The organism is Pseudomonas sp. PLB05 (genome assembly GCF_021106615.1).
GTDB lineage: Bacteria > Pseudomonadota > Gammaproteobacteria > Pseudomonadales > Pseudomonadaceae > Chryseomonas > Chryseomonas benzopyrenica.
This window is the reverse complement of the sequence record NZ_JAJOHO010000003.1, coordinates 1,015,687-1,038,143: the sequence shown is the minus strand read 5'-3', so window position 1 is coordinate 1,038,143 and position 22,457 is coordinate 1,015,687. Positions and strand designations below refer to the sequence as shown.

Genomic DNA, 22,457 nt, shown 5'->3' with positions numbered 1-22,457 from the left:
CGCTGGGGTCACCCTCTCTATGTAGCCCATACCGGAGGAGACCCCATGCACGACCTATCCCAACCCCTCGCCGCCACGCGCCATGAGCGTTCCGACAACCAGGTCCCCAACGTCCAGGGCACCGAACGGGTGGTTTCCCTGCTCGGCGGCGGTCTGCTGATCCTTGGCGGCCTGCGCCGCGGTGGCCTGGCCGGCTGCGTGAAAATGGCGCTGGGCGCCATGGCCCTCAGCCGCGGGGTACGCCAGCGCTGCGAACTCAAGGCCGCACTGCAGCCGTCGCCTTTCGAGCAGGCCCTAGCCGAGCGCTGGGGCTGGCGCAATCCCACCGCCATCCAGCGCAGCGTCACCATCGCGCGGCCGCGTGAAGAGGTGTTCGCCTACTGCGCCGACCTGCAAAAGCTGCGCGAGCTGCTGCCCTTCGTTGACCGCATCGAACTGGGCGCCGATGGCGACAGCCACTGGCATGCCTCCGGTCCCCTGGGACGCACCCTGAGCTGGACCCTGGAGCAGAGCGAGCGCCGCGAGAACGAGTTCCTGCTGTGGAGCACCGTGCCCGGCACCTTCATGGCGCACAAGGCCAGCCTGACCTTCAGTGACGCCCCCCAGGGCCGTGGCACCCTGGTGCAGGTCGTGCTGGCCTGCGAAGCCCCGGCCGGCCTGCTCGGTCATGCCGTCACCGAAGGCATCAGCCGCTTCACCGGCAAGGCGGTCAACCTCGGCCTGCGCCACCTCAAGCAGCAACTGGAGACCGGCGAGATCGCTACCCCCGAGGTCTCGCGCAGCGGTCGCCCGCTGGCGCCGCCCCATCCGCCGGTGACTCGCCCGGCCGATGAACCCTCGGCTGACATCGACGCCGGCCTCGGCACTCCGGGGAGGGCGAACTGATGCGTGCCCTGACCTGGCAAGCCCCCAACCGTCTGCAGGTGGAAACCGTCCCGGATCCGGAGATCCTCAATCCGCGCGATGCCATCGTGCGCATCATCATGTCCTCGGTGTGTGGCTCGGACCTGCACCTGCTGGGCGGCTATGTCCCGGCGATGAAACCCGGCGACATCATCGGCCACGAATTCCTCGGCGAGATCGTCGAGCTGGGCAGCAGCTTGCGCAACCAGGGCCTGGCCGTGGGCGATCGGGTGGTGACCGTCTCCATCATCGGTTGCGGTGACTGCGAGCACTGCCAGCGCGAGGATTACAACTGCTGCGACAACAGCAATCCCAAGCCTGAAATGACCGAACTGGCCTACGGGCAGCCCTGTTCCGGCATCTTTGGCTACAGCCACGCCTTCGGCGGCTATGCCGGCAGCCACGCGACCTACGTGCGGGTGCCCTATGCCGACGTCAACCTGTTCAAGGTGCCCGACGGCGTCAGCGATGCCCAGGCGGTGTTCGTGTCCGATGCCGTGCCAACCGGCTACTACGCCGCCGACATCGCCGACATCCAGCCCGGTGATACCGTGGCGGTCTGGGGGTGTGGTGGCGTTGGCCAGATGGCCATTCGCAGCGCCTACCTGCTGGGCGCCGAGCGGGTCATTGCCATCGACCGCTTCAGTGATCGCCTGCAGCTGGCGGCCGAGAAGGCCGGTGCCATCGTCCTCGACTACGAGACCACCAACATCCATGAAGCCTTGCTGGAACTGACTGGCGGGCGCGGCCCCGATCGCTGCATCGATTGCGTCGGCATGGAGGCCCATGGCACCCAGTTGGATTACGCCTACGACAAGACCAAGCAGATGCTGCGCCTGCACACCGAGCGCGGGTCGGCGTTGCGCCAGGCCATCCGCGCCTGTCGCAAGGGCGGTACGGTGTCGGTGATTGGTGTCTATGGCGGCTTGATCGACAAGTTTCCCATGGGCGCCATCGTCAACAAGGCCCTGACCCTGAGATCGGGTCAGCAGCCGGGGCAGCGCTATGTGGAGCGGCTGTTCGAGCATATCCAGAAGGGCGAGCTGGATCCGTCCTACCTGCTCACCCATCCGATGAGCCTGGAAGAGTCGCCCTATGGCTACGAGCTGTTCAAGTCCAAGGACAAGAACTGCATGAGGGCGGTGTTCATGCCTTGAGGGGCCGCCCGGCGATCCCAGGATCGTCGGGCTTTTTATCCGCTAGACCAGCCAGGTTGTCAGCGGCTGCCAGAGCGCAGCGGTCTGGTCATCACCACCGCAACTGACCAGTGCCAGGATGCCCAGGCCGATCAGCAGCGGCATGCCAAGAAAATCGAAGGGAGACAGAGGTGAGCGCACGACGGATCCTCCCAGGAAACGTTGTTGCAAGGCGGTACCTTTCTGTTGAGAACGGAGCGGGAAGCAAGTTCAGCAGCGGGCATGACCATAGGTCGAATGGTCGGTTGGCGTGGGCGCGCGCGCCCAACAATGCCAGAATCGGCGGTTCGCCGAGTCGTCCTGGAAAAGCCTGATGAAGATCCTCACCCTGCGCCTGAAGAACCTCAATTCCCTCAAGGGTGAGTGGAAGATCGACTTCACCGCCGAACCCTTCGCCAGCAGTGGCCTGTTCGCCATCACCGGACCGACCGGGGCGGGCAAGACCACGCTGCTGGATGCCATCTGCCTGGCGCTCTATCACCGCACCCCACGCATGAGCAAGGTGGGCGGGGAGAGCAACGAACTCATGACCCGCCATACCGGCGACTGCCTCGCCGAGGTGGAGTTCGCCGTGCGTGGCGAGCGCTACCGGGCCTTCTGGAGTCAGAGGCGCGCGCGGGATCGTGCCGATGGCGCCCTGCAACCGCCCAAAGTGGAACTGGCCCGGCTCGATGGGACCATTCTCGCCGAGAAGACCGGTGACAAGCTCAGGCTCACCGAAGAACTCACCGGCCTCGACTTCGAGCGCTTCACCCGCTCCATGCTGCTGGCCCAGGGGGGCTTCGCCGCCTTCCTGGAGGCCAGTGCCAGCCAGCGCGCCGAACTCCTGGAAGAGCTGACCGGGACCGCCGTGTACGGCCAGATCTCCCAGCGGGTATACGAGCGGGCGCGGGAGGCCAAGGGCGTGCTGGACGGCTTGCGCCAGCATGTCGCGGGAGTCGAGGTGCTGGACGACGAACGCCGTCAGGCGCTGGCCGTCGAGGGTCTCGGTCTGGCGCAGCGTGAAGAACAGCTGGGCGCCGACCTCAAGACCTGGCAGGCCCAACGCCAGTGGCTGACCGCCCTGGAGCAGGCGGTGGCGGGCGAGCAGCAGGCCGAGGCGCGCCTGGCCGCGGCGCAGCAGGCCTGGGAGGCCGCCGAGCCGCAGCGCCAGCGATTGGCGGCGGCCGAACCGGCGGCGCGATTGCTGCCCATCGAACAGGCCTGGCGCGAGGCCCAGACCCGCGAACAGCGCAGCCGGGAAGAGCTGGAACAGCTCGATCAACGCATCCAGACCCTGGCCAGGCGCCGCGACGCCGCCCTGGCCCAGGCCCTGGGCGCCAGTGGCGAACAGCTGCGCCAGGCCGAAGCGGAGCAGGCCCAGGCGGTAGAGGAACACCAGCGCTTGGAGCAGAGTCTGGCCGAGCGTACCCGCCATGCCGAACTCGGCGAACGCCTGGGCGACTGGCGCAGCCAACTGGCGCTGCGCGACGAAAGAGCCGAGGCCCTGACCCGCCTGACCCGCCGCCAGCAGGAGCAGACCCGCCAGCTGCAGTTGCTGGCCGAGGAGCGCGAGGCCCAGCAGGGGGCGCTGACCCGCGCCCGCGAGCAGGCCGCCCAGGCCCTGGCGGCGGAGCAGGCCCAGACCGAACGCTGGCAGGCGGCGCTGGACGGGCGCGACGAAAAGGCCTGGCGTGCCCTCTGGCAGGCCGCGCTGGGCCGGGTCAACGAGGTGGACCAGCTGGATCAGCTGGTCGAGCGTCGGCGCCAGCTGCAGACCCAGCTGGAGCGCCTGGCGCGCAGCCAGGGCGAGCGCCAGCGCCAGCATGGCGATCATCAGGTGCGCCTGGATGCCCTGCGCGGACGCTACCGCGAAGTGGCCCAGCAGGTGCGCGAGCGCGAGAAGCTGCTCGAACAGGAGCGGGTCATCCGCAGCCTGGAAGCCCAGCGTGCCGCATTGCAGCCCGACGAACCCTGTCCGCTGTGCGGCTCTCGCGAGCATCCCGCGGTGGCCGACTATGCCGCTCTGGACGTTTCCGCCACCCAGACCGCCCTGCAGGACGCCAAGGCCGAACTGGAGCGCCTGACCCAGGAGGGCAAGGAACTCAGCGAAGCCCTGGCCGCGCTCAAGGCGCAACTCGATCAGGCCAACGAGCAGCAGACCGAGGCCAGTCAACAAGTGGAGCAGTTGGGCGAACTCTGGCGCCAGCGTTGCACGGCCCTGGGCGCCGATCCCGAGGCGCCCGGCGCGGTGGCCGAATTGCGCCGCCGTCAGGATCAGGAACTGGCGCGCATCCAGCAGGTGCTCGCCACCCTGGATGGTCTGCGCCAGCAGGGCGAGGAAAGCCGCCAGGAGGCCTTGCGCCTGACGCGCCAGCAGGCCGATGCCGAACAGCGCCTGGCCCTGGCCGAGGCGGCCTGGGAGCGGGCTCGCCAGGCGCTGGCCGAGGGGGCCGACGAGCAGCGCGAAGCCCAGGCGCAACAGACCAGTGCCGAGCGTCGACTGGGCGAGGAACTGGCCGGCTGGGGCCATGAGGTACCCCGTCGCGCGGCGGAATGGCTGGCCCAGCGCGACCAGGAATGGCGACTCTGGCAGGCCGATTGCCAACGGGCGCAGGCGTTGCAGCAGCGCTTGAAGGACAGCGCCCAGCGCCTGGCCACGCTTGCCCCGCTGGTGGCGACCTGGCGCCAGCGCGCTGGCGAGGTCGCGCCTGCCACGGTAGCGCCGCAAGACGCCGCCGCCGTCCTCGTTGAGGCCACCGGGACCTGGGAAGACTGCCGCGAGCAGGGGGCGGCGCTGCAGGGGACCCACCAGGCGCTGCACGAGCGGCTGGCGGGTGAGACACGTCAAGCCCGCGAGGCCAACGAGCGCTGGCAGGCCGCCCTGGCCGCCAGTGCCTTTGCCGATGCCGACGCCTGGCGCGCCGCGCAACTGGACGACGGCGAGCACAGCGCCCTGACCGCGGAGCGCAGCCGCCTGGAGACCGCCCTGACCGAGGCTCGCGCCCTGGCCGGTGCGGCGCAGGAACGCCTGGCAACCTTGAACGCCGCGCCGCAGACCGAGCGCAGCGCCGCCGAGCTGGATGCCGAACTGGCCGCCGCCAGCGCCGAATTGCGTGCGCTGGGCCAGCGCCAGGGCGAGGTCAACGCCGCCCTGCGCGAAGACGAACGGCGCCGGGACGGCCTGCAGGCCCTGCTCGGCGAGATCGCCGCCCAGGAGCGCGATCACGATCTCTGGCAGCACCTCAACGGCCTGATCGGCTCGGCCGACGGCGCCAAATTCCGCAAGTTCGCCCAGGGCCTGACCCTGGATCACCTGGTGCACCTGGCCAATGGTCAGCTCATGCGTCTGCACGGCCGCTATCGGCTGATCCGGCGCCAGGCGGCGGAACTGGAACTGCAGATCCTCGACACCTGGCAGGCCGATGCCCTGCGCGACATCCGTACCCTGTCCGGTGGCGAGAGCTTTCTGGTGAGTCTGGCTCTGGCGCTGGCCCTGTCGGATCTGGTCAGTCAGCGCACCGGCATCGATTCGCTGTTTCTCGACGAGGGCTTTGGCACCCTCGATGGCGAGACCCTGGAGGTCGCCCTAGATGCCCTCGACCAGCTCAATGCCAGCGGCAAGACCATCGGCATCATCAGCCACGTGGAGGCGCTCAAGGAACGCATTCCGGTGCAGCTCAAGGTGCGCAAGGGCGTCGGTCTGGGTCACAGCGGCCTGGAGCGGCGCTATGCCGTGGAGAAAAACGCGACCGAGTGAGTAATTTTTCTGGAGCAGTGGTCGAAGGCCAGCGCGAAGCGAAACGCCGAAACTGTTAACTTAGACAGGTTTTCCGGGTCTGCTAGCGCAATGACATCTCTTTCCTTCACCGGCCACTACCTACCATGTCCCAGTTCCTTGCCGTCGGCCTGTTCGAATATGATCCCAGCCGCGCCGAATGGCGTGCGGATGCCGCCTGTGCGGCCATGCTGGAACGGGACGTCGAGGTGCTGGCCCGGGGCCTTCCACCCGCCGAGGTGCTGAGCGGCCTGCAGAGTCGCAGTGCGCCGCCCGAGGGACTGCTGCCCGCGCCAGGGCAGGTCTGGGAGGCCTGGCACCAGGGTGCCGATGGCCAGTTGCGCTGCCTGCAGTTCCAGCGCCGCGAGGCCGGCGGCGTAATGCTGGACGTCACCGCGCAGCGCCGCCATGAGGCGGAACTCTGGCAGGGCGAGGCCTTCAAGCGCAGCGTCATGGTCTGCAGCGTCGATTGCATCAAGCTGATCGATCTGGAAGGGCGCCTGGAATATATGAATCCGGGCGGCCTGATGGTCATGGAGATCGATGACTTCATTCCCTTCCAGGGGCGCCTCTGGGCCGAACTCTGGCCCGAGGGGCAGCGTCACGAGGTGCTGGCCGCGATCGAGGCAGCGCGCCACGGCGGCATCGGCCGCTTCACCGGGCTCGCGCCCACCGCCAAGGGTACCCGGCGCTGGTGGGACGTGGTGGTCACGCCGATCCTGGGCGATGACGGCAACCCCCTGAAATTCCTCTCCATCTCTCGCGACGTCAGCGAAACCGTGCGGGCCCGCGAGGCCCTGGACGAACTCAACCGCAACCTGGAAGAACGCATCGAGGTGCGCAGCCAGGAGCTGGTGGCCCTGGAGGAGGAACTGCGCCAGGCGCAGAAGATGGAAGCCATCGGCCAACTCACCGGAGGCATCGCCCACGACTTCAACAACCTGCTGACCGGCATCGTCGGCTCGCTCGACCTGATGCGTCGGCGGGTGCAGCAGGGACGCATCCAGGAGCTGGAGCGCTATCTGGACACCGCTACCCGCTCGGCCGAGAACGCCGCTGCCCTGACCCAGCGCCTGCTGGCCTTCGCCCGCCGTCAGGTGCTCGAACCGCGCCCGGTGGATGCCGGTCAGCTGGTGCAGGGCATGCACGAGTTGCTGCGCCACAGCCTGGGCAAGAAGATCCGCAAGGACGTTCAGCTGGACGCCGACCTCTGGCTGCTGCATTGCGATCCGCACCAGTTGGAAAACGCCATTCTCAACCTGGCCATCAACGCCCGCGACGCCATGCCCGAAGGCGGCAACCTGAGCATCTGGGTGGAAAACGTCAGCGGCCCTCTCAGCATCGGCTTGCCGATCGATACGGTGGCCGGTGATTTCGTCCGTATCCAGGTCTGCGATACCGGCACCGGCATGGACGCCGATACCCTCAAGCGTGCCTGCGAGCCCTTCTTCACCACCAAGCCCAGCGGTCGCGGCACCGGTCTCGGCCTGTCGATGATCTATGGTTTCGTCCGCCAATCCGGCGGCCAGGTGGAAATCCACTCGGTGGTGGGCGAGGGCACTTGCATCAGTCTCTATCTGCCGCGGTTGCTGGCCCAGCCCGAGGTGCAGCCCACCCCCAGCGAAGCCGAAGGCCCGGTGCTGCCGGATGTCTCCGGTGACTGCGCGCTGATCGTCGAGGAAGAGCGCGAGGTTCGCGTCATCATCGGCGAGGTGCTGGCGGAACTGGGCTACACCCCGCTGGCGGTGGCCGACAGCGCCACCGCGGTTGCCCTTATCGCCTCGGGCACCCTCCGCATCGATCTGCTGGTGACCAGTCTCGGCCTCTCCGGGCTGGATGGCCGGCAACTGGCCGAGCAAGCCAGGGCCACCACCCCCGGGTTGCCGGTGCTCTATCTGTCCGGCCAGGCCGATCCCGCGTCCTTGCCGGAGCTGGCCGAGGGGGGTGTCGAACTCATCGGCAAGCCCTTCGGCCTGGAGGAACTGGCGCGCAGCGTGAGGCGCCTGCGCCCGGGTAGCTGAGCCCGTCGCGGCGAACTGTCGCGGCGCTTCAGGGTCGATCCTTTCGTGTCGCAACGTCTGTTGCGGCTGCTGTCGTGTCGACAAGAAAAGGAGCGCTTCATGAAACGCCTGCCACCTGCGCCACCCGCGCGGATGCTCGTCCTGTCCCTGTCCATCGCCTTTCTCGCCGCCTGCGCCCATGAGGGCAGCAAGCCGGAAACCCCGACCTGGAGTTGGCGTGACGCCAGCAACGCCCGCGCCGTGCCGCCGGACCAGGCCTATCCCGAGCTGTTCGCCGCGGTGCAGCAGGGCAAGCTGTTCACCGACCAGAAGCACTTCGTCGATGCCCTGCCCAAGCGCAATCCGGCCGACATCCGCCAGGACTACCTGGCCCAGCGCGACAAGCCGGGCTTCGACCTCAAGGCCTTCGTCAGCGCCAACTTCGAAGAATCCGCTCCGATCAAGGCCGAGCCGCCTAAGGCGGGCGCCAACCTGCCCACCCACGTTAAGGACCTCTGGCCGGTACTAACCCGCCATTACGAAGAGGTCCCGGCCTACAGCAGCCTGTTGCCGCTGCCCAAGCCCTATGTGGTACCGGGCGGTCGCTTCCGCGAGGTGTACTACTGGGATTCCTACTTCACCATGCTGGGCCTGGCCAAGGATGGGCGCACCGACCTGGTCCGCGACATGGTGGACAACTTCGCCCATGAGATCGACGTCTACGGCCACATCCCCAACGGCAATCGCAGCTACTACCTGAGTCGCTCGCAGCCGCCGTTCTTCGCCTACATGGTCGACCTGCAGGCCAGCCTGGAAGGCGATTCCGCCTATCGTCGCTACCTGCCACAGCTGCAGAAGGAATACGCCTACTGGATGGCCGGCGCCGAAGGGCTGCAGGCAGGCCAGGCCAATGCCCATGTGGTCAAGCTGGCCGACGGCACCCTGCTCAATCGCTACTGGGACGCCCGCGACACCCCGCGCCAGGAATCCTATATGGAAGACCTGGCCACCGCCGCCCAGGCCAAGGGTCGACCGGCCGGCGAGGTCTATCGAGACCTGCGCGCGGGTGCCGAGAGTGGCTGGGACTTTTCCTCGCGCTGGCTCGGCGACGGCAAGACCCTGGCGACCATCCGCACCACCGCCATCGCCCCGGTGGATCTGAACAGCCTGCTCTATCACCTGGAACAGACCATCGCCAAGGCCTGCGAAAAGACCGGCGAGGCCAGTTGCGTCCAGGCCTACAGCCAGAAGGCCAAGACCCGCCAGCAGGCCATCGATCGCTACCTGTGGAATCCCGCCGGCTACTACACCGACTTCGACTGGCAGGCCAAGCGCCGCACCGACAAGGTCACCGCGGCGACGTTGTTCCCATTGTTCGTGGGTGCGGCCAGCCAGAGCAGCGCCGACCAGACCGCCGCGACCGTGGCCAACCAGCTGCTGCGTCCGGGTGGCATTGCCACCACTACGGTCAAGACTGGCCAGCAGTGGGATGAGCCCAATGGCTGGGCACCGCTGCAGTGGGTGGCCGTGGATGGCCTGCGCCGCTACCAGCAGGACAAGCTTGCGGCGGACATCGGCACCCGCTTCCTGACCCAGGTGCAGAATCTCTACGCCCGGGAGCAGAAGCTGGTGGAAAAATACGACCTCACCGGTGGCCAGGGCGGTGGCGGCGGCGAGTACGAGCTGCAGGACGGCTTCGGCTGGACCAACGGCGTCACGCTCAAGCTGCTCGAACTCTACCAACCGCAACCCGGCACGAAATAAGGCCAAAGAAAAGGTCCGCTACGGCGGACCTTTTCATGATGCGGAATACCCGTAGGTTGGGCTGAGACAGCCCCATCGTCGAAGCCCAACAAACCTGTGCCGACCTGAAAAGCGTTGGGCTTCGCTGCGCTCAACCCAACCTACGGGCCGCTATTTCCCCCTCTCCCTCCAAGAGAGGGCTAGGGTGAGAGCAAACCCTACGCCAGATCCATCCGGATACTGACTCTAGACGTCACAGCGGATCCACCGGCGGCGCGTCGTCTTCGTCGGCCGGCAGCTCCGCCGGATGCAGCCCTTCCGGATCTTCATCCTCGGGCAGCGGCAGGATGGCGTTCATCAGCTGTACTCCGGATCGCGCGGATTCTTCTGCGGCAGGCGTTCCTCAACCGGCTTGTCATCCGGATTATCGCCTACGGGCTCTTCGGGATCGGGCGCGATGTCCGGATCGATGTCCAGGTCGTTGGGGTTTTCCTTGATCTGATCGTTCATGCGGCCTCCGCGAGTGGTTGTTAAGGTTGGGCAGAGCGCCCTGCGCGAAGTTCGCCACCGGCGATCAGCGATAACCCCGGGCCTGCAGATCGAACAGCTGGGCATAGCGGCCGCCGCTGGCCAGCAAATGGTCATGATCGCCGCGTTCGCGGATCTCTCCACCTTCCAGCACCAGGATCTGATCGGCGTTGCGCACGCTGGAGAAGCGGTGCGAGATCAGCAGGGTCATGCGCTGCTGCGCCTGGGCCCGAAAGCGCTCGAAGATCACCGCTTCGGCGGCGGCGTCCAGGGCGGCGGTGGGTTCGTCCAGCACCAGGATATCGGCGTCTTCGCGCATATAGGCGCGCGACAGGGCGATCTTTTGCCACTGCCCGCCGGACAATTCCTGGCCGCCCAGGAACCAGCGCCCCAACTGGGTCGCGTAACCTTCGCGCAAGCCGGCGATGACCTCGTCGGCCAGGCCCTGCTCGGCCGCCTTGCGCCAGCGTGCCTCGTCGTGGAAGGCCGCGGTATCGCCGACCCCCAGGTTCTCGCCGGCGGTGAGCTGGTAGCGGATGAAGTCCTGGAAGATGACGCCGATGCGCCTGTGCAGCGCCGCCGGCTGCCACTCCTGCAGATCGCTGCCATCGAGCAGGATACGGCCCCGCGTCGGGCTGTGCAGGCGGGTCAGCAACTTGATCAGGGTGGTCTTGCCCGAACCATTGGCCCCCACCAGGGCCAGGCTCTGGCCCGGCGCCAGGTGAAAGCTGATGTCCTCTAGCGTCGGCGCGGTCGCACCCGGATAGGTGAAGCCGACCCCTTCGAATCTCAGGCCATCGCCAGGCTGGCTGCCCAGGGTGAGACTGCCGCCCTCGGCACTGGTCGGCTGGCCCAGATAGTCGTAGAGATTGCTCAGGTAGAGGCTGTCTTCGTAGAGCCCGCCCAGGGCCGTCAGGCTGGCGCTGACCGCCGCCTGACCCTGGCGGAACAGGGTGAGATAGAGGGTCATCTGGCCCAGGCTCAGGCGACCGCGCACGGTATCGAGCACCACCCAGGCATAGGCGGCATAGAAGGCGAGGGTGCCCAGCAGGCCAAAGACGAACCCCCAGCCGTCACGCCTCAGGGTCAGGCGGCGGTCCTCGGCATAGAGCTTGGTGAAGGTGGTGCGATAGCGCTCCAGCAGCAGCGGCGCCAGGCCGAACAGCTTGACCTCCTTGATGTAGGCCTCGTGGGAGAGCAGGGTTTCCAGATAGGTCTGGCGGCGGGTCTCGGGCGCACGCCGGCTGAACAGGCGAAAGGCATCGCCGGAAAAGCGCGCTTCGGCCAGAAACACCGGCAGGGCGCCTACCACCAGGAGCAGCAGGGCCCAAGGCGAGAAATGCACCAGCAGCACGGCGAAGCTGACCAGGGAGATGAGGTTCTGCAACAGGGTCAGGGACTTGGTCACCAGCGCCAGGGGCCGGATGGAGGCCTCGCGCCGGGCCCGCACCAGTTTGTCGTAGAAATCCGCGTCCTCGAATTGCGCCAGGGACAGGGTCTGGGCCTTTTCCAGGATCAGCAGATTCACGGTCTGCCCCAGGCGCACCCGCAGCAGCGATTGCTGCACCGATAGCAGGCGCTGGGCGCCCGCCAGGGCTGCCAGTACCCCGGCTTCGGCCAGCACGAATTTCAGTACCGGCCACAGTGGTGCCTGGCCCTGCTCGGCATGCAGCCGCATGGCCGCTACCACGGCATCGACGATACGCTGTCCCAGCCAGGCGGCCAGGGCCGGCAGCAGGCCGGCGACCAGGGTCGCCAGGAACAGGCCGATCATCAGTGCGGGAGAGGTGCTCCAGACCAGGCCGGCAGCGCGGCGCATCTGCTGTTGCACGATAGCGAAGGAGGTGGAGAGGGCCATGGTGGGTCTTCGGCAGGGGTCAGCATTAGGTGGGGCGGCGGTCGTGGTGTTCCCTAGGCTATGGCAAAAGGCTTACACGTCCTGGTGTCACCTGGCCATGTTGCCACTGCCGTGGACTGCGTAATCTACACCCATCAGCCGCGCAGGATGCGCAGCCCTGAGGTCACGGACGAAGACCAGGCCAGGATGGCGCCTGACAGGATGTTGGGATGGTCGCAACAAAGAACCCGCTTCGGCGGGTTTTTTGTTTTCTGCGATCAGGCATCCTTCATTTGAAGGATGCGCAGTAGTGGGCGAACTGGCAGGGTAAAGCTCCCTCCCTCAAGGATCTACGCCATGGACCTGATATCGAAATCGTCACTGGTCGTCGTAGTGCTGGTGACCGTTGCCTGCGCGAGCGGCCCACAACCAGGACACGAACCGCCGCCGCCACATGCCGTCACGCTGGACGATGCCGGCATCCGTGCGGCCCTTATCGGCAAGACCTTGCAGACCAAAAGCAAAAGGGGAGAGTCTGTCACTCAGACCTTCAATGCGGATGGCACCAATCTGTTCACCATGGGCTCTGAGCGGCTCGTCGAGCGCTGGACGGTTGCTAATGGGCAAATCTGCATTGACTCGCCCGGATATCCGCGTGAGTGCGACACGGTTAAGCAATCAGCGGAAGGATTGTGGTTTTTGGACGGCAAGACCGGGGCGGTACAGAACCACTATAAGGTCGTTCCTTGATCAGCCCGCCACACGATTGCGGCCAGCGCCCTTGGCCGCATAGAGCGCTTTGTCAGCCTGTTCGGTGAGAGCATAGGCGTCCATCCCCGTAGCATAGGTGGCGATGCCAATGCTCAGGGTGATTGGACTCCGTGGCCAGGCGTGATTGGCCACGCTCGCACGACAGCGCTCGGCCACCAGATGGGCCGCGGTGAGATCGGCACCCGGCAACAGGATTGCGAATTCCTCGCCGCCATAGCGGAAGCAGGCGTCGTTGTCGCGGCAGCTCTGTAGCAGCAACTGGCCGACGGTCTGCAAGGCGCTATCACCTGCCTGGTGACCATAGGCATCGTTGTAGGCCTTGAAGTGATCCACGTCGATCAACAGCATGGACAAGGGCGTACGCTGCTCCTCGGCACGCAGCAAGTGCTCTGCCAGGCGCAGGTCGAAGGCACGTCGGTTGAACAGACCGGTCAGGGCATCGGTGACGCTGCGCTGCTCGGCGGCCTGCATCATGTCCAGCAGTTGGCGTTGCGAGGCCTCCAGCAGGTGCTGTTGCTCGATGTGCTCGGTGACGTCCACCGACAATCCGGCCAGGGCGATGCCCTGCCGGGTGACCAGGGGAAACTTGTAGGACTGCCAGAAGATGCGCCTACCGTCGTGGACAGTCATGCGCTCGACGAGTCGGCTCGGCTTGAGTTCGTTCATCACCTGTTCGTCGACCTGGCGAAAGCGTGGCGCCGCCTCTGGCCAGATGCTGAAGTCGTCCTGGCCGAGGACCTCGTCGCGGGTCAATTCCAACTGCTGCAGAAACGGCTCGTTGACATAGCGGTAGCGCCAGTCGCGGTCCTTGATGTAAGCGATGAAGGGCCCGTTGTTCATGAAGGCCGAAAAGTTGATGTCTAGCTCTTCCAGTTGGCGCAGGGTCTCGCGCTGTTGCAGCAGGATGATGACCTGTCGGGCCAGCCGTTGCAGGTTGTCGACCTGGGCCGTCTCGAAACGCCGAACCCGGTCGTCCATCACGCAGAGGGTTCCAAGGGCGACCCCGTGCCGGTCGAGCAGGGGAATGCCCAGGTAGGCGCGCATCCCTTCCAGACCAGGAGCTGACCTGAGATGGGCAACGCGAGGATCGCTTTGCAGGTCTTCCACCAGAAAAGGCTCACGTGGGGTACGGATCGCCAGGTGGCAGAGGGAGGCGTCGACCGACACCTCGGCTACCGTCAGGCCCTGACAGGCCTTGAACCAGAGGCGATGTCGATCGGCGAGGGTGATGAAGGCCACCGGCGCCCGGGTCAGCTGGCAGGCCAGGACGACGATGTCCTGGTAGGCGGCTTCGACGCCACTATCGAGAATCTGCAATTCGCTCAGGGCTTGGAGACGCAGGGCGTCATCGGGGGCAGTCATGCGGGCTCGCGAAGGCGGGATGTCTGGCTAAAGCATAGTATCCGGGGTGGCAGAGGAAAACTGCAGCCTTGTTGCAGTCTGCCACGGTGCCGGCCAGGACCGGCACCGTGGCGTGCTCGGGCTAGCGCCGGGGTTGCAGCAGCAGTGCCACCAGGGCACTCCAGCCGGTCTGGTGCGAGGCCCCGAGTCCACGGCCGTTTTCGCCATGGAAGTACTCGTGGAACAGCACCAGGTCGCGACTGCGCGGATCGTTCTGCAATTGCGGATAGTCGACCATGCTCGGGCGCTTGCCGTCGGCGTCCTTGAGGAACAGCCGGGTCAGGCGCTGGCTGAGGCCGTCGGCGACCTCTTCCAGATTGGCCAGGTAGCCGGAACCGCTGGGGTATTCCACCGAGAAGCTGTCAGCGTAGTAGCGGTGGAATTCGTGCAGCGACTCGATGAGCATGTAGTTGATCGGCATCCACAGTGGCCCGCGCCAGTTGGAGTTGCCGCCATAGAGGCGCGAATCCGATTCCGCCGGCTGGTAGCGGGCACTGAGCAGGTTGCCGTCGGCCTGGCGCATCTCGAAGGGCTGCTGCTCGTGAGCCTTGGACAGCGAGCGGATGCCGTATTCGGAGAGGAATTCCTGGTCATCCAGCATGCGCTTGAGCAACAGCTTGGTGCGATGGCCGCGCAGCAACGAGAGCAGGAATCTATTGCCCTGGCCGGGTTCGGTCCAGCGCGAGACCAGTCGCGCGAGGTCCGGACGTTGGCGCAGGAAGCCGCGTAGCCGTCCGCCCAGGCCGGGCAGGCCTTCATGCTCGCGCTGTTCCAGCACCTGCACCGCGAACAGCGGGATGAGGCCGACGATGGACCTCAGGCGCAGCGGCTCGGCGCTGCCATCGGCCTTGTGCAGGACGTCATAGAAGAATTCGTCCTGTTCGTCCCAGAGGCCGTCTTCGCGATCATCGCTGTGGTTGATGGCGCCGGCGATGTGCAGGAAGTGCTCGAAGAACTTGACCCCCAGATCGACGTACACCGGATTTTCCTTGGCCAGCTCCAGGGCGATGCGCATCAGGTCCAGGGCATAAGCGGCCATCCAGGCGGTACCGTCGGCCTGATCCAGGTGATAGCCCTCCGGCAGGGGCGCCGAGCGGTCGAAGAGGGCGATGTTGTCCAGGCCGAGGAAGCCGCCCTGGAAGATGTTGCGACCCTCGGTGTCCTTGCGGTTGATCCACCAGGAGAAGTTCAGCAGCAGCTTGTGGAAGACCCGTTCGAGAAAGACCCGATCGCCCACGCCGGTCAGGGACTTGTCCTGCAGGTAGACGTGCCAGGTGGCCCAGGCGTGCACCGGCGGATTGGCGTCCTCGAAATTCCACTCGTAGGCCGGCAACTGGCCGTTGGGGTGCATGAATCTGTCTTTCACCAGGAGCAGCAGCTGCTGCTTGGCGAAACCGGGATCGATCAGCGCATAGGCGACCGCTTGGAAGGCCAGGTCCCAGGAGGCGTACCAGGGGTACTCCCATTTATCCGGCATGGAGACGATGTCGAAATTGAGCAGGTGGCGCCAGTGACCGTTGCGGATGCGCTGGCGCTGGGCGGGTGGCGTCGGCTGGGCCGGGTCGCCATCGAGCCAGCGATTGACCTCGAAATAGTAGAGCTGCTTGGACCAGAGCAGGCCGGCCAGGGCCTGGCGCTGCACCAGGCGCGCATCGGGCTCGGCGATCTTTTCCTGCAGGGCGGCATAGAAGGCATCGGCTTCGGCGATGCGCTCGGCAAAGACGGCGTCGGCATCCACCGACAGGGCGTTGGTGGGCGCCAGGCGCAGGTAGACCACGGTCTTGGCGCCACCCTCCAGCTCCACGGCGAAATGGGCGGCCGCCTTGCTGCCGAAGTCGCGGCGGATCGCCTCGCGGGCACCGCGCACCACGTAGTCGTTGATGCCGTCCTTGAAGGGGCCTTCGGCCGGCTCGCCGGTGAGGCGGGGCAGGTTGGTTTCATTGTTGCAGAACAGCCACTCGACCTCGCGGGGGCCCCAGGCGCTCACCACCAGGTCGGGCCGGTCGAAATAGCTGGCGCGGACCTGGTCGCCTTCCAGGCTGAGCATGGAGCGCGGCGGGGTGCCGGTCCAGGCCCAGGTGTTGCGCGACCAGATCTGCGGCAGCACCCGCAAGCTGGCGCGCTCGGCCCCGCGGTTTTCCACGGTGACCCGCATGAGGATGTCGTCGGGGGTGTGCTTGGCGTATTCGACGGTGACGTCGAAATAGCGATCTTCGTCGAAGACGCCAGTGTCGAGGATCTCGTACTCGCGATCGTTCAGCCCACGCCGGGCGTTGTCCTCGGTGAGCTGGGCATAGGGAAAGGCGGCGTGGGGATACTTGTAGAGCATCTTCTGGTAGGCGTGACTCGGCACTCCGTCCAGGTAGAAGTACAGCTCCTTGACGTCTTCGCCATGGTTGCCCTCGGCGTTGGTCAGGCCGAACAGGCGTTCCTTGAGGAAGGGATCGCGCTCGTTCCACAGGGCGATGCCCAGGCACCATTGCTGAGCCTTGTCGCAGAAACCGGCGAGGCCGTCTTCCCCCCAGCGATAGGCGCGGCTGCGCGCATGGTCATGGGGAAAGTAGCGCCAGGCGTCGCCATCGGCGCTGTAGTCTTCACGGACCGTGGCCCACTGGCGCTCGCTCAGGTAGGGCCCCCACTGCCGCCAGGCGGCGGCGTCGGTATCAGCCAGGCGCTGGCCTTCTCGGGTATGCAGGATGCCCGGGGCGGGATGTGCCGTCATCGTGTCTCCAGATTCAGGTAACGGTTAAGGCTTGAGGATAGATCAGCATTGTGGCGTGCAATGAGCTGCCTCGGCGTATCGCTGCTGTTTTAGTGCCTGTCTGGCGGGAAAAAATTCACGCCGTTGCGGTTTTTGTCACAGGGCCTGGCTGGGCGCAAGGGCTCTATCACGGCCAATGCAGGGGCGAAAAAAAGCCCCACGCCGGATCGGGGTGGGGCCTTTGCTTATCGCGGTGAGCCCGCTGCTTGCACAGCGGGTCTGACGGCGATTTACAGCGCCATGTCGTTGGCGGCCTTGTCGGCGCGCGGAGCGCTGACGGTGGCCTTGGCGTTCTGGCTGCCGGTGGCGACCGGCGGGGTGGCCAGTTGCAGCACTTCGGCGGTGTAGTTCCACTCCTGCTGCACGCGCTCGGGATCGCCGTTGAGCTTGGTGCCGTAGCTGGGCACGATCTGGTGCAGCTTGGCTTGCCACTCCGGGGTCGCGACCTTGTCCTTGAACACCTTCTCCAGCACGCTCAGCATGATGGGCGCGGCGGTCGAGGCACCTGGGGAGGCGCCCAGCAGGCCGGCGAGGCTGCCGTCCTTGGCCGCGACGATCTCGGTGCCCAGCTTCAGCACGCCACCCTTGTCGGCGTCGCGCTTGATGATCTGCACGCGCTGACCGGCTTGCCACAGGCGCCAATCTTCCTTCTTGGCATTGGGGAAGTACTCGCGCAGGGCGGCCATGCGGTCGTCATCCGACAGCATCAGCTGGCCGGCGAGGTATTCCACCAGCGGGTACTCGGCCACGCCCACACGCACCATCGGCCAGGCGTTGTGGGTGTTGGTGCTGGTCAGCAGGTCCAGGTAGGAGCCCTGCTTGAGGAACTTGGTGGAGAAGGTGGCGAAGGGCCCGAACAGGATCACGCGCTTGCCATCGAGCATGCGGGTGTCCAAGTGCGGAACCGACATCGGCGGTGCGCCCACCGAGGCCTTGCCATAGGCCTTGGCCAGGTGCTGCTGGGCGATCTCGGGATTGTCGGTGACCAGGAAGGAGCCACCCACCGGGAAGCCGGCGTAGTCGTTGGCCTCGGGGATGCCCGACTTCTGCAGCAGGTGCAGGGCACCGCCGCCGGCGCCGATGAAGACGAACTTGGCGTCGGTCTCGGTCTTCTTGCCGTCCTTGAGATTCTTGTACTCCACGCGCCAGCTGCCGTCGGCATTGCGGGTGATGTTCTCGACTTCGCTGGACAGGTTCAGCTTGAAGTTCGGCTTGGACTGCAGGTTGGCGGCGAACTGGCGGGTGATCTCGCCGAAGTTGACGTCGGTGCCCAGCGGACTCCAGGTAGCGGCGATCTTCTGCTGGGGATCGCGGCCTTCCATCATCAGCGGAACCCACTGCTTGATCTGCGCGGGATCTTCCGAGTACTGCATACCGGAGAACAGCGGGCTGGCCTTGAGCGCTTCGTAGCGCTTCTTCAGGAAGGCGATGTTCTCGTCACCCCAGACGAAGCTCATGTGCGGGGTGCTGTTGATGAAGCTCTTCGGATCCTTGAGGACGCCGTTCTTGACCTGCCAGGACCAGAATTGACGGGAGATCTGGAAGGCTTCGTTGATCTCGATGGCCTTGGCGATGGTGACCTTGCCGTCCTTGTCTTCCGGGGTGTAGTTCAGCTCGGCCAGGGCGGAGTGGCCGGTACCAGCGTTGTTCCAGCCGTTGGAGCTCTCGTCGGCGACCTTGTCCAGGCGCTCGACCATTTCCATGGTCCAGTTCGGTTCCAGCTCGTTCAGCCAGATGCCCAGGGTGGAGCTCATGATGCCGCCGCCGATCAGCAGGACGTCGACCTTCTTGATGTCTTCGGCCTGTGCGGTGCCCAGGGCGGAGGCGATGGCTACACCGAGCAGCGCGCCAGTCATTTTCTTCAGCATATGGTCTCTCAATCGATAGAAGCGGGGTCTGCTTATCGAGTTTCGGTGCGGTGCGGCACCATGGCACATGGGTAGATGTGCAGTGGGCAAGGCAGAATGCAGCCGGAAACACGCAAGGGCAGGTTCTTGTCCCTCCACCGCCCCTCTCTTGTGCGTCACCGGAGGAGTCGGAGCAAAAACGCAATGCGCGGCCTTGGCAGCGGCTGACCGGAGACAGAGGTCTCGGGCGCGGCTACATGCGCATGCGTTTTTGTTGCTGGACATTTTAATGAGAAGGGCCGGGGATGCCTAGCCCGTAATTCATAGGCTTTGCCTATTATCCTTTGGTCTAATCTCTTGCGACCTGGGTCAAAGTCCCGCCAGATGCCTCGGCGGGCGAACCGCAGCGGTGCCGGAGCCACTCCGCGAATAGCCGGCGGTACCGACGAAACCGGCCAGAAAGCCGCCGAAGGGTCGTCGTCCGTAGCGGTAAGCAAGGGGTGGAAAGATCGACCAGGTACTGTACGAAAGGTCGACGAGCTAAGGTCAGACGAGGCCTAGGGCGGGCTGTCGATCCAGGCCTTTTTCAACGAAACATCGCCGCGCGGGCATTTTTCGTACAGCAACTAGCCGAAACGCCAGGCGAGAAAGCGACTCTGCTTCTGGCCCTGGGCCATGGCCACGACACGGATCTCGCTGGCTTGCTCGCGGCGCAGCGCCGCCTGTAGCAGCGGCAGGTTGCTGACCTTGGACACCAGACAGGTGAACCAGCCGACCTGCTTGGCGAAGGCGCGGCTCTCGCGAATCATCCGTTTGATAAAGGCTGCCTCGCCGCCGGGGCACCAGAGTTCGGCCGCCTGGCCGCCGAAGTTGAGCAGGGGAACCTGCTTGCCGGTGGTCTTGCCCAGGTTCTTCCATTTGCGCGTGCTGCCGCGTACGGCATCGTCGGGACTGGCGTGGAAGGGCGGATTGCACAGGGTGGCGGCGTAGCGCTCCCCGGGTTGCAGGATGCCGGCAAAGATCGCCTGGGGATCCGGCTGGTGGCGCAATTCGATGGCGGCGGCGCAATCCGGATTGGCGGCCAGGGTGCGGCCGAAAGCGTCCAGGGCCGCTGGGGCGATGTCGCTGCCCACGAAGTGCCAGCCATACTCCTTGAAACCGATCAACGGGTAGACGCCATTGGCGCCGGTGCCTACGTCCAGCAGCCGCGTCGTCGCGCCACGGGGAATCCGGCCACCCGTGCCCTCGGCCAGCAGATCGGCCAGATGATGCAGGTAATCCGCCCGACCGGGAATCGGTGGGCAGAGGAAATCGGCGGGGATATCCCAGTCCCGCACGCCATGGTGCAGCGCCAGCAAGGCCCGGTTGAGCGCCCGAACCGCCTGGGGATCGGTGAAATCGATGGACAGATTGCCCCGCGGCGTCGGTGCTACGAAGGGCCTGAGCGCCGGGCTCGTCCGCATCAGGGCCGGAAAGTCATAGCTGCCCTGGTGGCGATTGCGCGGATGCAGGGGCGCGGGGCGGCCAGGCAGGGGGCGGCGGGGCGAGGTCATGGCGGTGGGCAAGGTCGAAAGGGGGCGGCGAGCCTAGCACAGCCGCCCCCTTGACTCACGCAAAGGGGCTCACGCTGGCGTCGGTGCATCTTCCGGCAATACCCCGATCTCACGCAGATTGCGCCAGAAGGCAGCGGGGATAGGCGCCCGCAGCAGTTCAGCGTTCTGCCGGGCCCGCTCCGGGGTGCTGCTGCCGGGGATGGTGGCGGCCACGGTGGGATGGGCCAGGCAGAACTGCAGGGCCGCGGCGCGGATATCCACCCCGTGATCCTGGCAGACGCCTTCGATCAATTCGACCTTGCGGCGCAACGCGGGCTCGGCTTCGGCATAGTTGTAATGCTTACCGCCGGCCAGCAGGCCGGAGTTGAAGGGCCCGCCCACCACGATGCCCACGCCGCGGCGTTCGCATTCGGGGAAGAGGGTGTCCAGGGCTTCGCGGGGGTCCAGCAGCGAATAGCGACCGGCCAGCAGGAAGGCGTCGGGATCGCTTTGCTCCAGCGCCAGACGGCAGGGTTCCACAAGGTTGACGCCCAGGCCCCAGCCCAGGATCAGGCCTTCCTCGCGCATCTCGGTGAGGGCCTTCGCCGCCCCCTGCATGGCCTGGGCGAAGTAGTCGCGCCAGGCCGGACCGTGCTGGTCTTCCGAGAGATCGTGAATCCAGACCAGGTCGAGGCGGTCGGTCTTGAGGCGTTCCAGGCTGGCTTCGATGGAGCGGCGGGCACCCTCGGCGGAATAGTCGAGCACCCGCTTGAAGGGCAGTTCGTTGACGAACGGCGGGGCGTTTTCCGGTTGGTCAGCCGGTTCCAGCAGGCGACCGACCTTGCTGCAGAGGACGAAGTCATCGCGCGGTTTGTCGGCCAGCACCTCGGCGAAGCGGCGCTCGGACAGGCCGGCGCCATAGTGCGGCGAGGTGTCATAGAGGCGGATGCCAGCATCCCAGGCGGCTTCGAGGGTCGCCCGGGCGTCGGCGTCGCCTACCTCGCGGAACATGTTGCCCAGAGGGGCGCCGCCGAAACCGAGGGAGGGGATGTCGATACGCATGAAAGGTCTCCGGGTGGTGCGTGTCTGCATCCCGACCGGTGCTCCCGAGGTCCTGTTCCCCTAATCCGCCGGACGTAGCAGGGCCACCTCGGTGCCGGTGAGCGGGCGATAGGCGCCCTCGGCCAGCGCCGGATCCAGGGGCAGCGCGCCGATGCGATCGCGGTGCAGGGCGATGACCTCGATGCCGAAGCGGCCGAACATGCGCTTGACCTGGTGATAGCGGCCCTCGACCAGGGTCAGGTAGGCACTGTGCTCATCCAGCAGCTCCAACTGGGCGGGCTGGGTGGTGAGGTCTTCGTAGGCGAAATAGAGTCCCTCGGCGAAGGCGGTCACCAGCTGCGGTGGGATGACCTCGGCGGTGGTGACCCGGTAGCGCTTGGTCTGCTTGTGCCGTGGATGACTGAGGCCGCGCGACCACTGGCCGTCGTTGGTGAGCAGCAGCAGGCCGGTGGTGTTGAAGTCCAGCCGGCCGGCCAGATGCAGATCGGCACGCTGGTCCGCCGCCAGGCAGTCCAGCACCGTGGCATGGCGGGCGTCGACGGTGGCGCTCACGCAGCCACGTGGCTTGTGGAGCATCAGATAGCGACCGCCGGGACCGTCCTGCAGCAGGCGTTCGTCGGCCTCGATGCGATCGAAGGCGAACACCTCCTGCTCGGCCTGCTGGGTGGTGGCGCCATTGACCCGCACCCGGCCTTCGGCGAGCAGACGGCGGGCCAGTTGGCGACCCAGTTCGGGTCTGTTGCCCAGCCAACGGTCCAGGCGCATCAGCGGGATTCGCGCGCAATACCCGCCGCGCAGGCCGGGCACAGGCAGCGCTGGTTGCGCTCGTCCTCGGGCAGGCGTGTCAAGGCCGCTGGATCGACCGGCGTCTGCAGGCACCAGCAATCGTGGATCTCGCCACCGGCGGCGAGGGCGCAGCTATTGGCTTTGCCGCACAGCGGGCAGCGGGTGGGATCGCAGGGGATGGGTGATGCAGCCATGGTGATCTCGTCAGGCGAAGCGGGCGGCAGAGTACCGGAAATTGCGACCTGGATAACGTCTGCTGCCCCGGGTGTCTGCCCAATGTCACATCCGGGGTGCAGTCTGCCACCTGAAGGCTGTTCAGGGGGGCGGTGTAGG

At 66.1% G+C, this 22,457-nt stretch carries 16 protein-coding genes; 6 read left to right on the top strand and 10 right to left on the bottom strand.

From position 1 onward, the window contains the following. Positions 1-45 precede the first annotated feature (45 nt). Positions 46-885 (top strand): SRPBCC family protein, encoded by an 840-nt coding sequence (locus tag LRS53_RS17545; protein WP_231356743.1) that lies wholly within the window; start codon positions 46-48, stop codon positions 883-885. Then, a complete protein-coding gene (locus LRS53_RS17540; RefSeq protein WP_064308622.1) occupies positions 885-2,060 on the top strand; it encodes a zinc-dependent alcohol dehydrogenase in 1,176 nt (391 codons plus the stop codon). The genes LRS53_RS17545 and LRS53_RS17540 overlap by 1 nt, the downstream gene beginning before the upstream one ends. A gap of 42 nt (positions 2,061-2,102) precedes the next feature. Here LRS53_RS17540 and LRS53_RS17535 read toward each other — a convergent pair whose 3' ends face one another. Continuing rightward, complete coding sequence (locus LRS53_RS17535; RefSeq protein ID WP_231356742.1) at positions 2,103-2,240, bottom strand: hypothetical protein; 138 nt, start codon at positions 2,238-2,240, stop codon at positions 2,103-2,105. A gap of 172 nt (positions 2,241-2,412) precedes the next feature. On the opposite strand from LRS53_RS17535, the gene LRS53_RS17530 reads away from it, so the two are divergent. From LRS53_RS17530 to treA, 3 genes are all read left to right on the top strand, one after another. Beyond that, on the top strand, positions 2,413-5,838 hold the full coding sequence (locus tag LRS53_RS17530) for an AAA family ATPase (protein ID WP_231356741.1): 3,426 nt from the start codon (positions 2,413-2,415) through the stop codon (positions 5,836-5,838). 125 nt (positions 5,839-5,963) lie between these two features. Further along, the gene (locus tag LRS53_RS17525) at positions 5,964-7,877 is read left to right on the top strand and encodes a PAS domain-containing sensor histidine kinase (protein ID WP_231356740.1); all 1,914 of its coding nucleotides are present in this window, start codon (positions 5,964-5,966) and stop codon (positions 7,875-7,877) included. A 99-nt stretch (positions 7,878-7,976) separates the two neighbouring features. Next, on the top strand, positions 7,977-9,620 hold the full coding sequence (gene treA, locus LRS53_RS17520; protein ID WP_231356739.1) for an alpha,alpha-trehalase TreA: 1,644 nt from the start codon (positions 7,977-7,979) through the stop codon (positions 9,618-9,620). A gap of 336 nt (positions 9,621-9,956) precedes the next feature. Here treA and LRS53_RS17515 read toward each other — a convergent pair whose 3' ends face one another. Both LRS53_RS17515 and LRS53_RS17510 read right to left on the bottom strand, forming a co-directional pair. Further along, positions 9,957-10,109 carry a hypothetical protein gene (locus tag LRS53_RS17515; RefSeq protein ID WP_231356738.1) on the bottom strand — a complete coding sequence of 51 codons (153 nt, stop codon included), beginning with the start codon at positions 10,107-10,109 and terminating at the stop codon, positions 9,957-9,959. A gap of 64 nt (positions 10,110-10,173) precedes the next feature. Continuing rightward, positions 10,174-11,985, bottom strand: a complete 1,812-nt coding sequence (locus LRS53_RS17510; RefSeq protein WP_231356737.1) for an ABC transporter ATP-binding protein — start codon at positions 11,983-11,985, stop codon at positions 10,174-10,176. Between the two features lie 336 nt (positions 11,986-12,321). On the opposite strand from LRS53_RS17510, the gene LRS53_RS17505 reads away from it, so the two are divergent. Beyond that, positions 12,322-12,714, top strand: a complete 393-nt coding sequence (locus tag LRS53_RS17505; RefSeq protein WP_231356736.1) for a hypothetical protein — start codon at positions 12,322-12,324, stop codon at positions 12,712-12,714. Here the strand turns inward: LRS53_RS17505 and LRS53_RS17500 are convergent, their stop codons facing one another. The 7 genes from LRS53_RS17500 to LRS53_RS17470 form a co-directional block, all read right to left on the bottom strand. Next, complete coding sequence (locus LRS53_RS17500) at positions 12,715-14,097, bottom strand: GGDEF domain-containing protein (RefSeq protein ID WP_231356735.1); 1,383 nt, start codon at positions 14,095-14,097, stop codon at positions 12,715-12,717. Positions 14,098-14,218: 121 nt separating this feature from the next. Further along, entirely contained in the window at positions 14,219-16,858 is a 2,640-nt protein-coding gene (locus LRS53_RS17495) for an MGH1-like glycoside hydrolase domain-containing protein (RefSeq protein ID WP_231356734.1), read from the bottom strand. A gap of 269 nt (positions 16,859-17,127) precedes the next feature. Beyond that, positions 17,128-18,765 carry a malate dehydrogenase (quinone) gene (mqo, locus tag LRS53_RS17490; protein WP_231356733.1) on the bottom strand — a complete coding sequence of 546 codons (1,638 nt, stop codon included), beginning with the start codon at positions 18,763-18,765 and terminating at the stop codon, positions 17,128-17,130. 605 nt (positions 18,766-19,370) lie between these two features. Continuing rightward, positions 19,371-20,309 (bottom strand): 23S rRNA (adenine(1618)-N(6))-methyltransferase RlmF, encoded by a 939-nt coding sequence (rlmF, locus tag LRS53_RS17485; protein WP_442968521.1) that lies wholly within the window; start codon positions 20,307-20,309, stop codon positions 19,371-19,373. Positions 20,310-20,366: 57 nt separating this feature from the next. Then, positions 20,367-21,338 carry an aldo/keto reductase gene (locus LRS53_RS17480; RefSeq protein ID WP_231356731.1) on the bottom strand — a complete coding sequence of 324 codons (972 nt, stop codon included), beginning with the start codon at positions 21,336-21,338 and terminating at the stop codon, positions 20,367-20,369. Between the two features lie 60 nt (positions 21,339-21,398). Then, positions 21,399-22,103 carry a pseudouridine synthase gene (locus tag LRS53_RS17475; RefSeq protein ID WP_064307977.1) on the bottom strand — a complete coding sequence of 235 codons (705 nt, stop codon included), beginning with the start codon at positions 22,101-22,103 and terminating at the stop codon, positions 21,399-21,401. Then, positions 22,103-22,318: a cysteine-rich CWC family protein gene (locus tag LRS53_RS17470; protein ID WP_064307976.1), complete on the bottom strand. Its 216-nt coding sequence runs from the start codon at positions 22,316-22,318 to the stop codon at positions 22,103-22,105. Before LRS53_RS17470 ends, LRS53_RS17475 begins: the two co-directional genes overlap by 1 nt. Positions 22,319-22,457 lie beyond the last annotated feature (139 nt).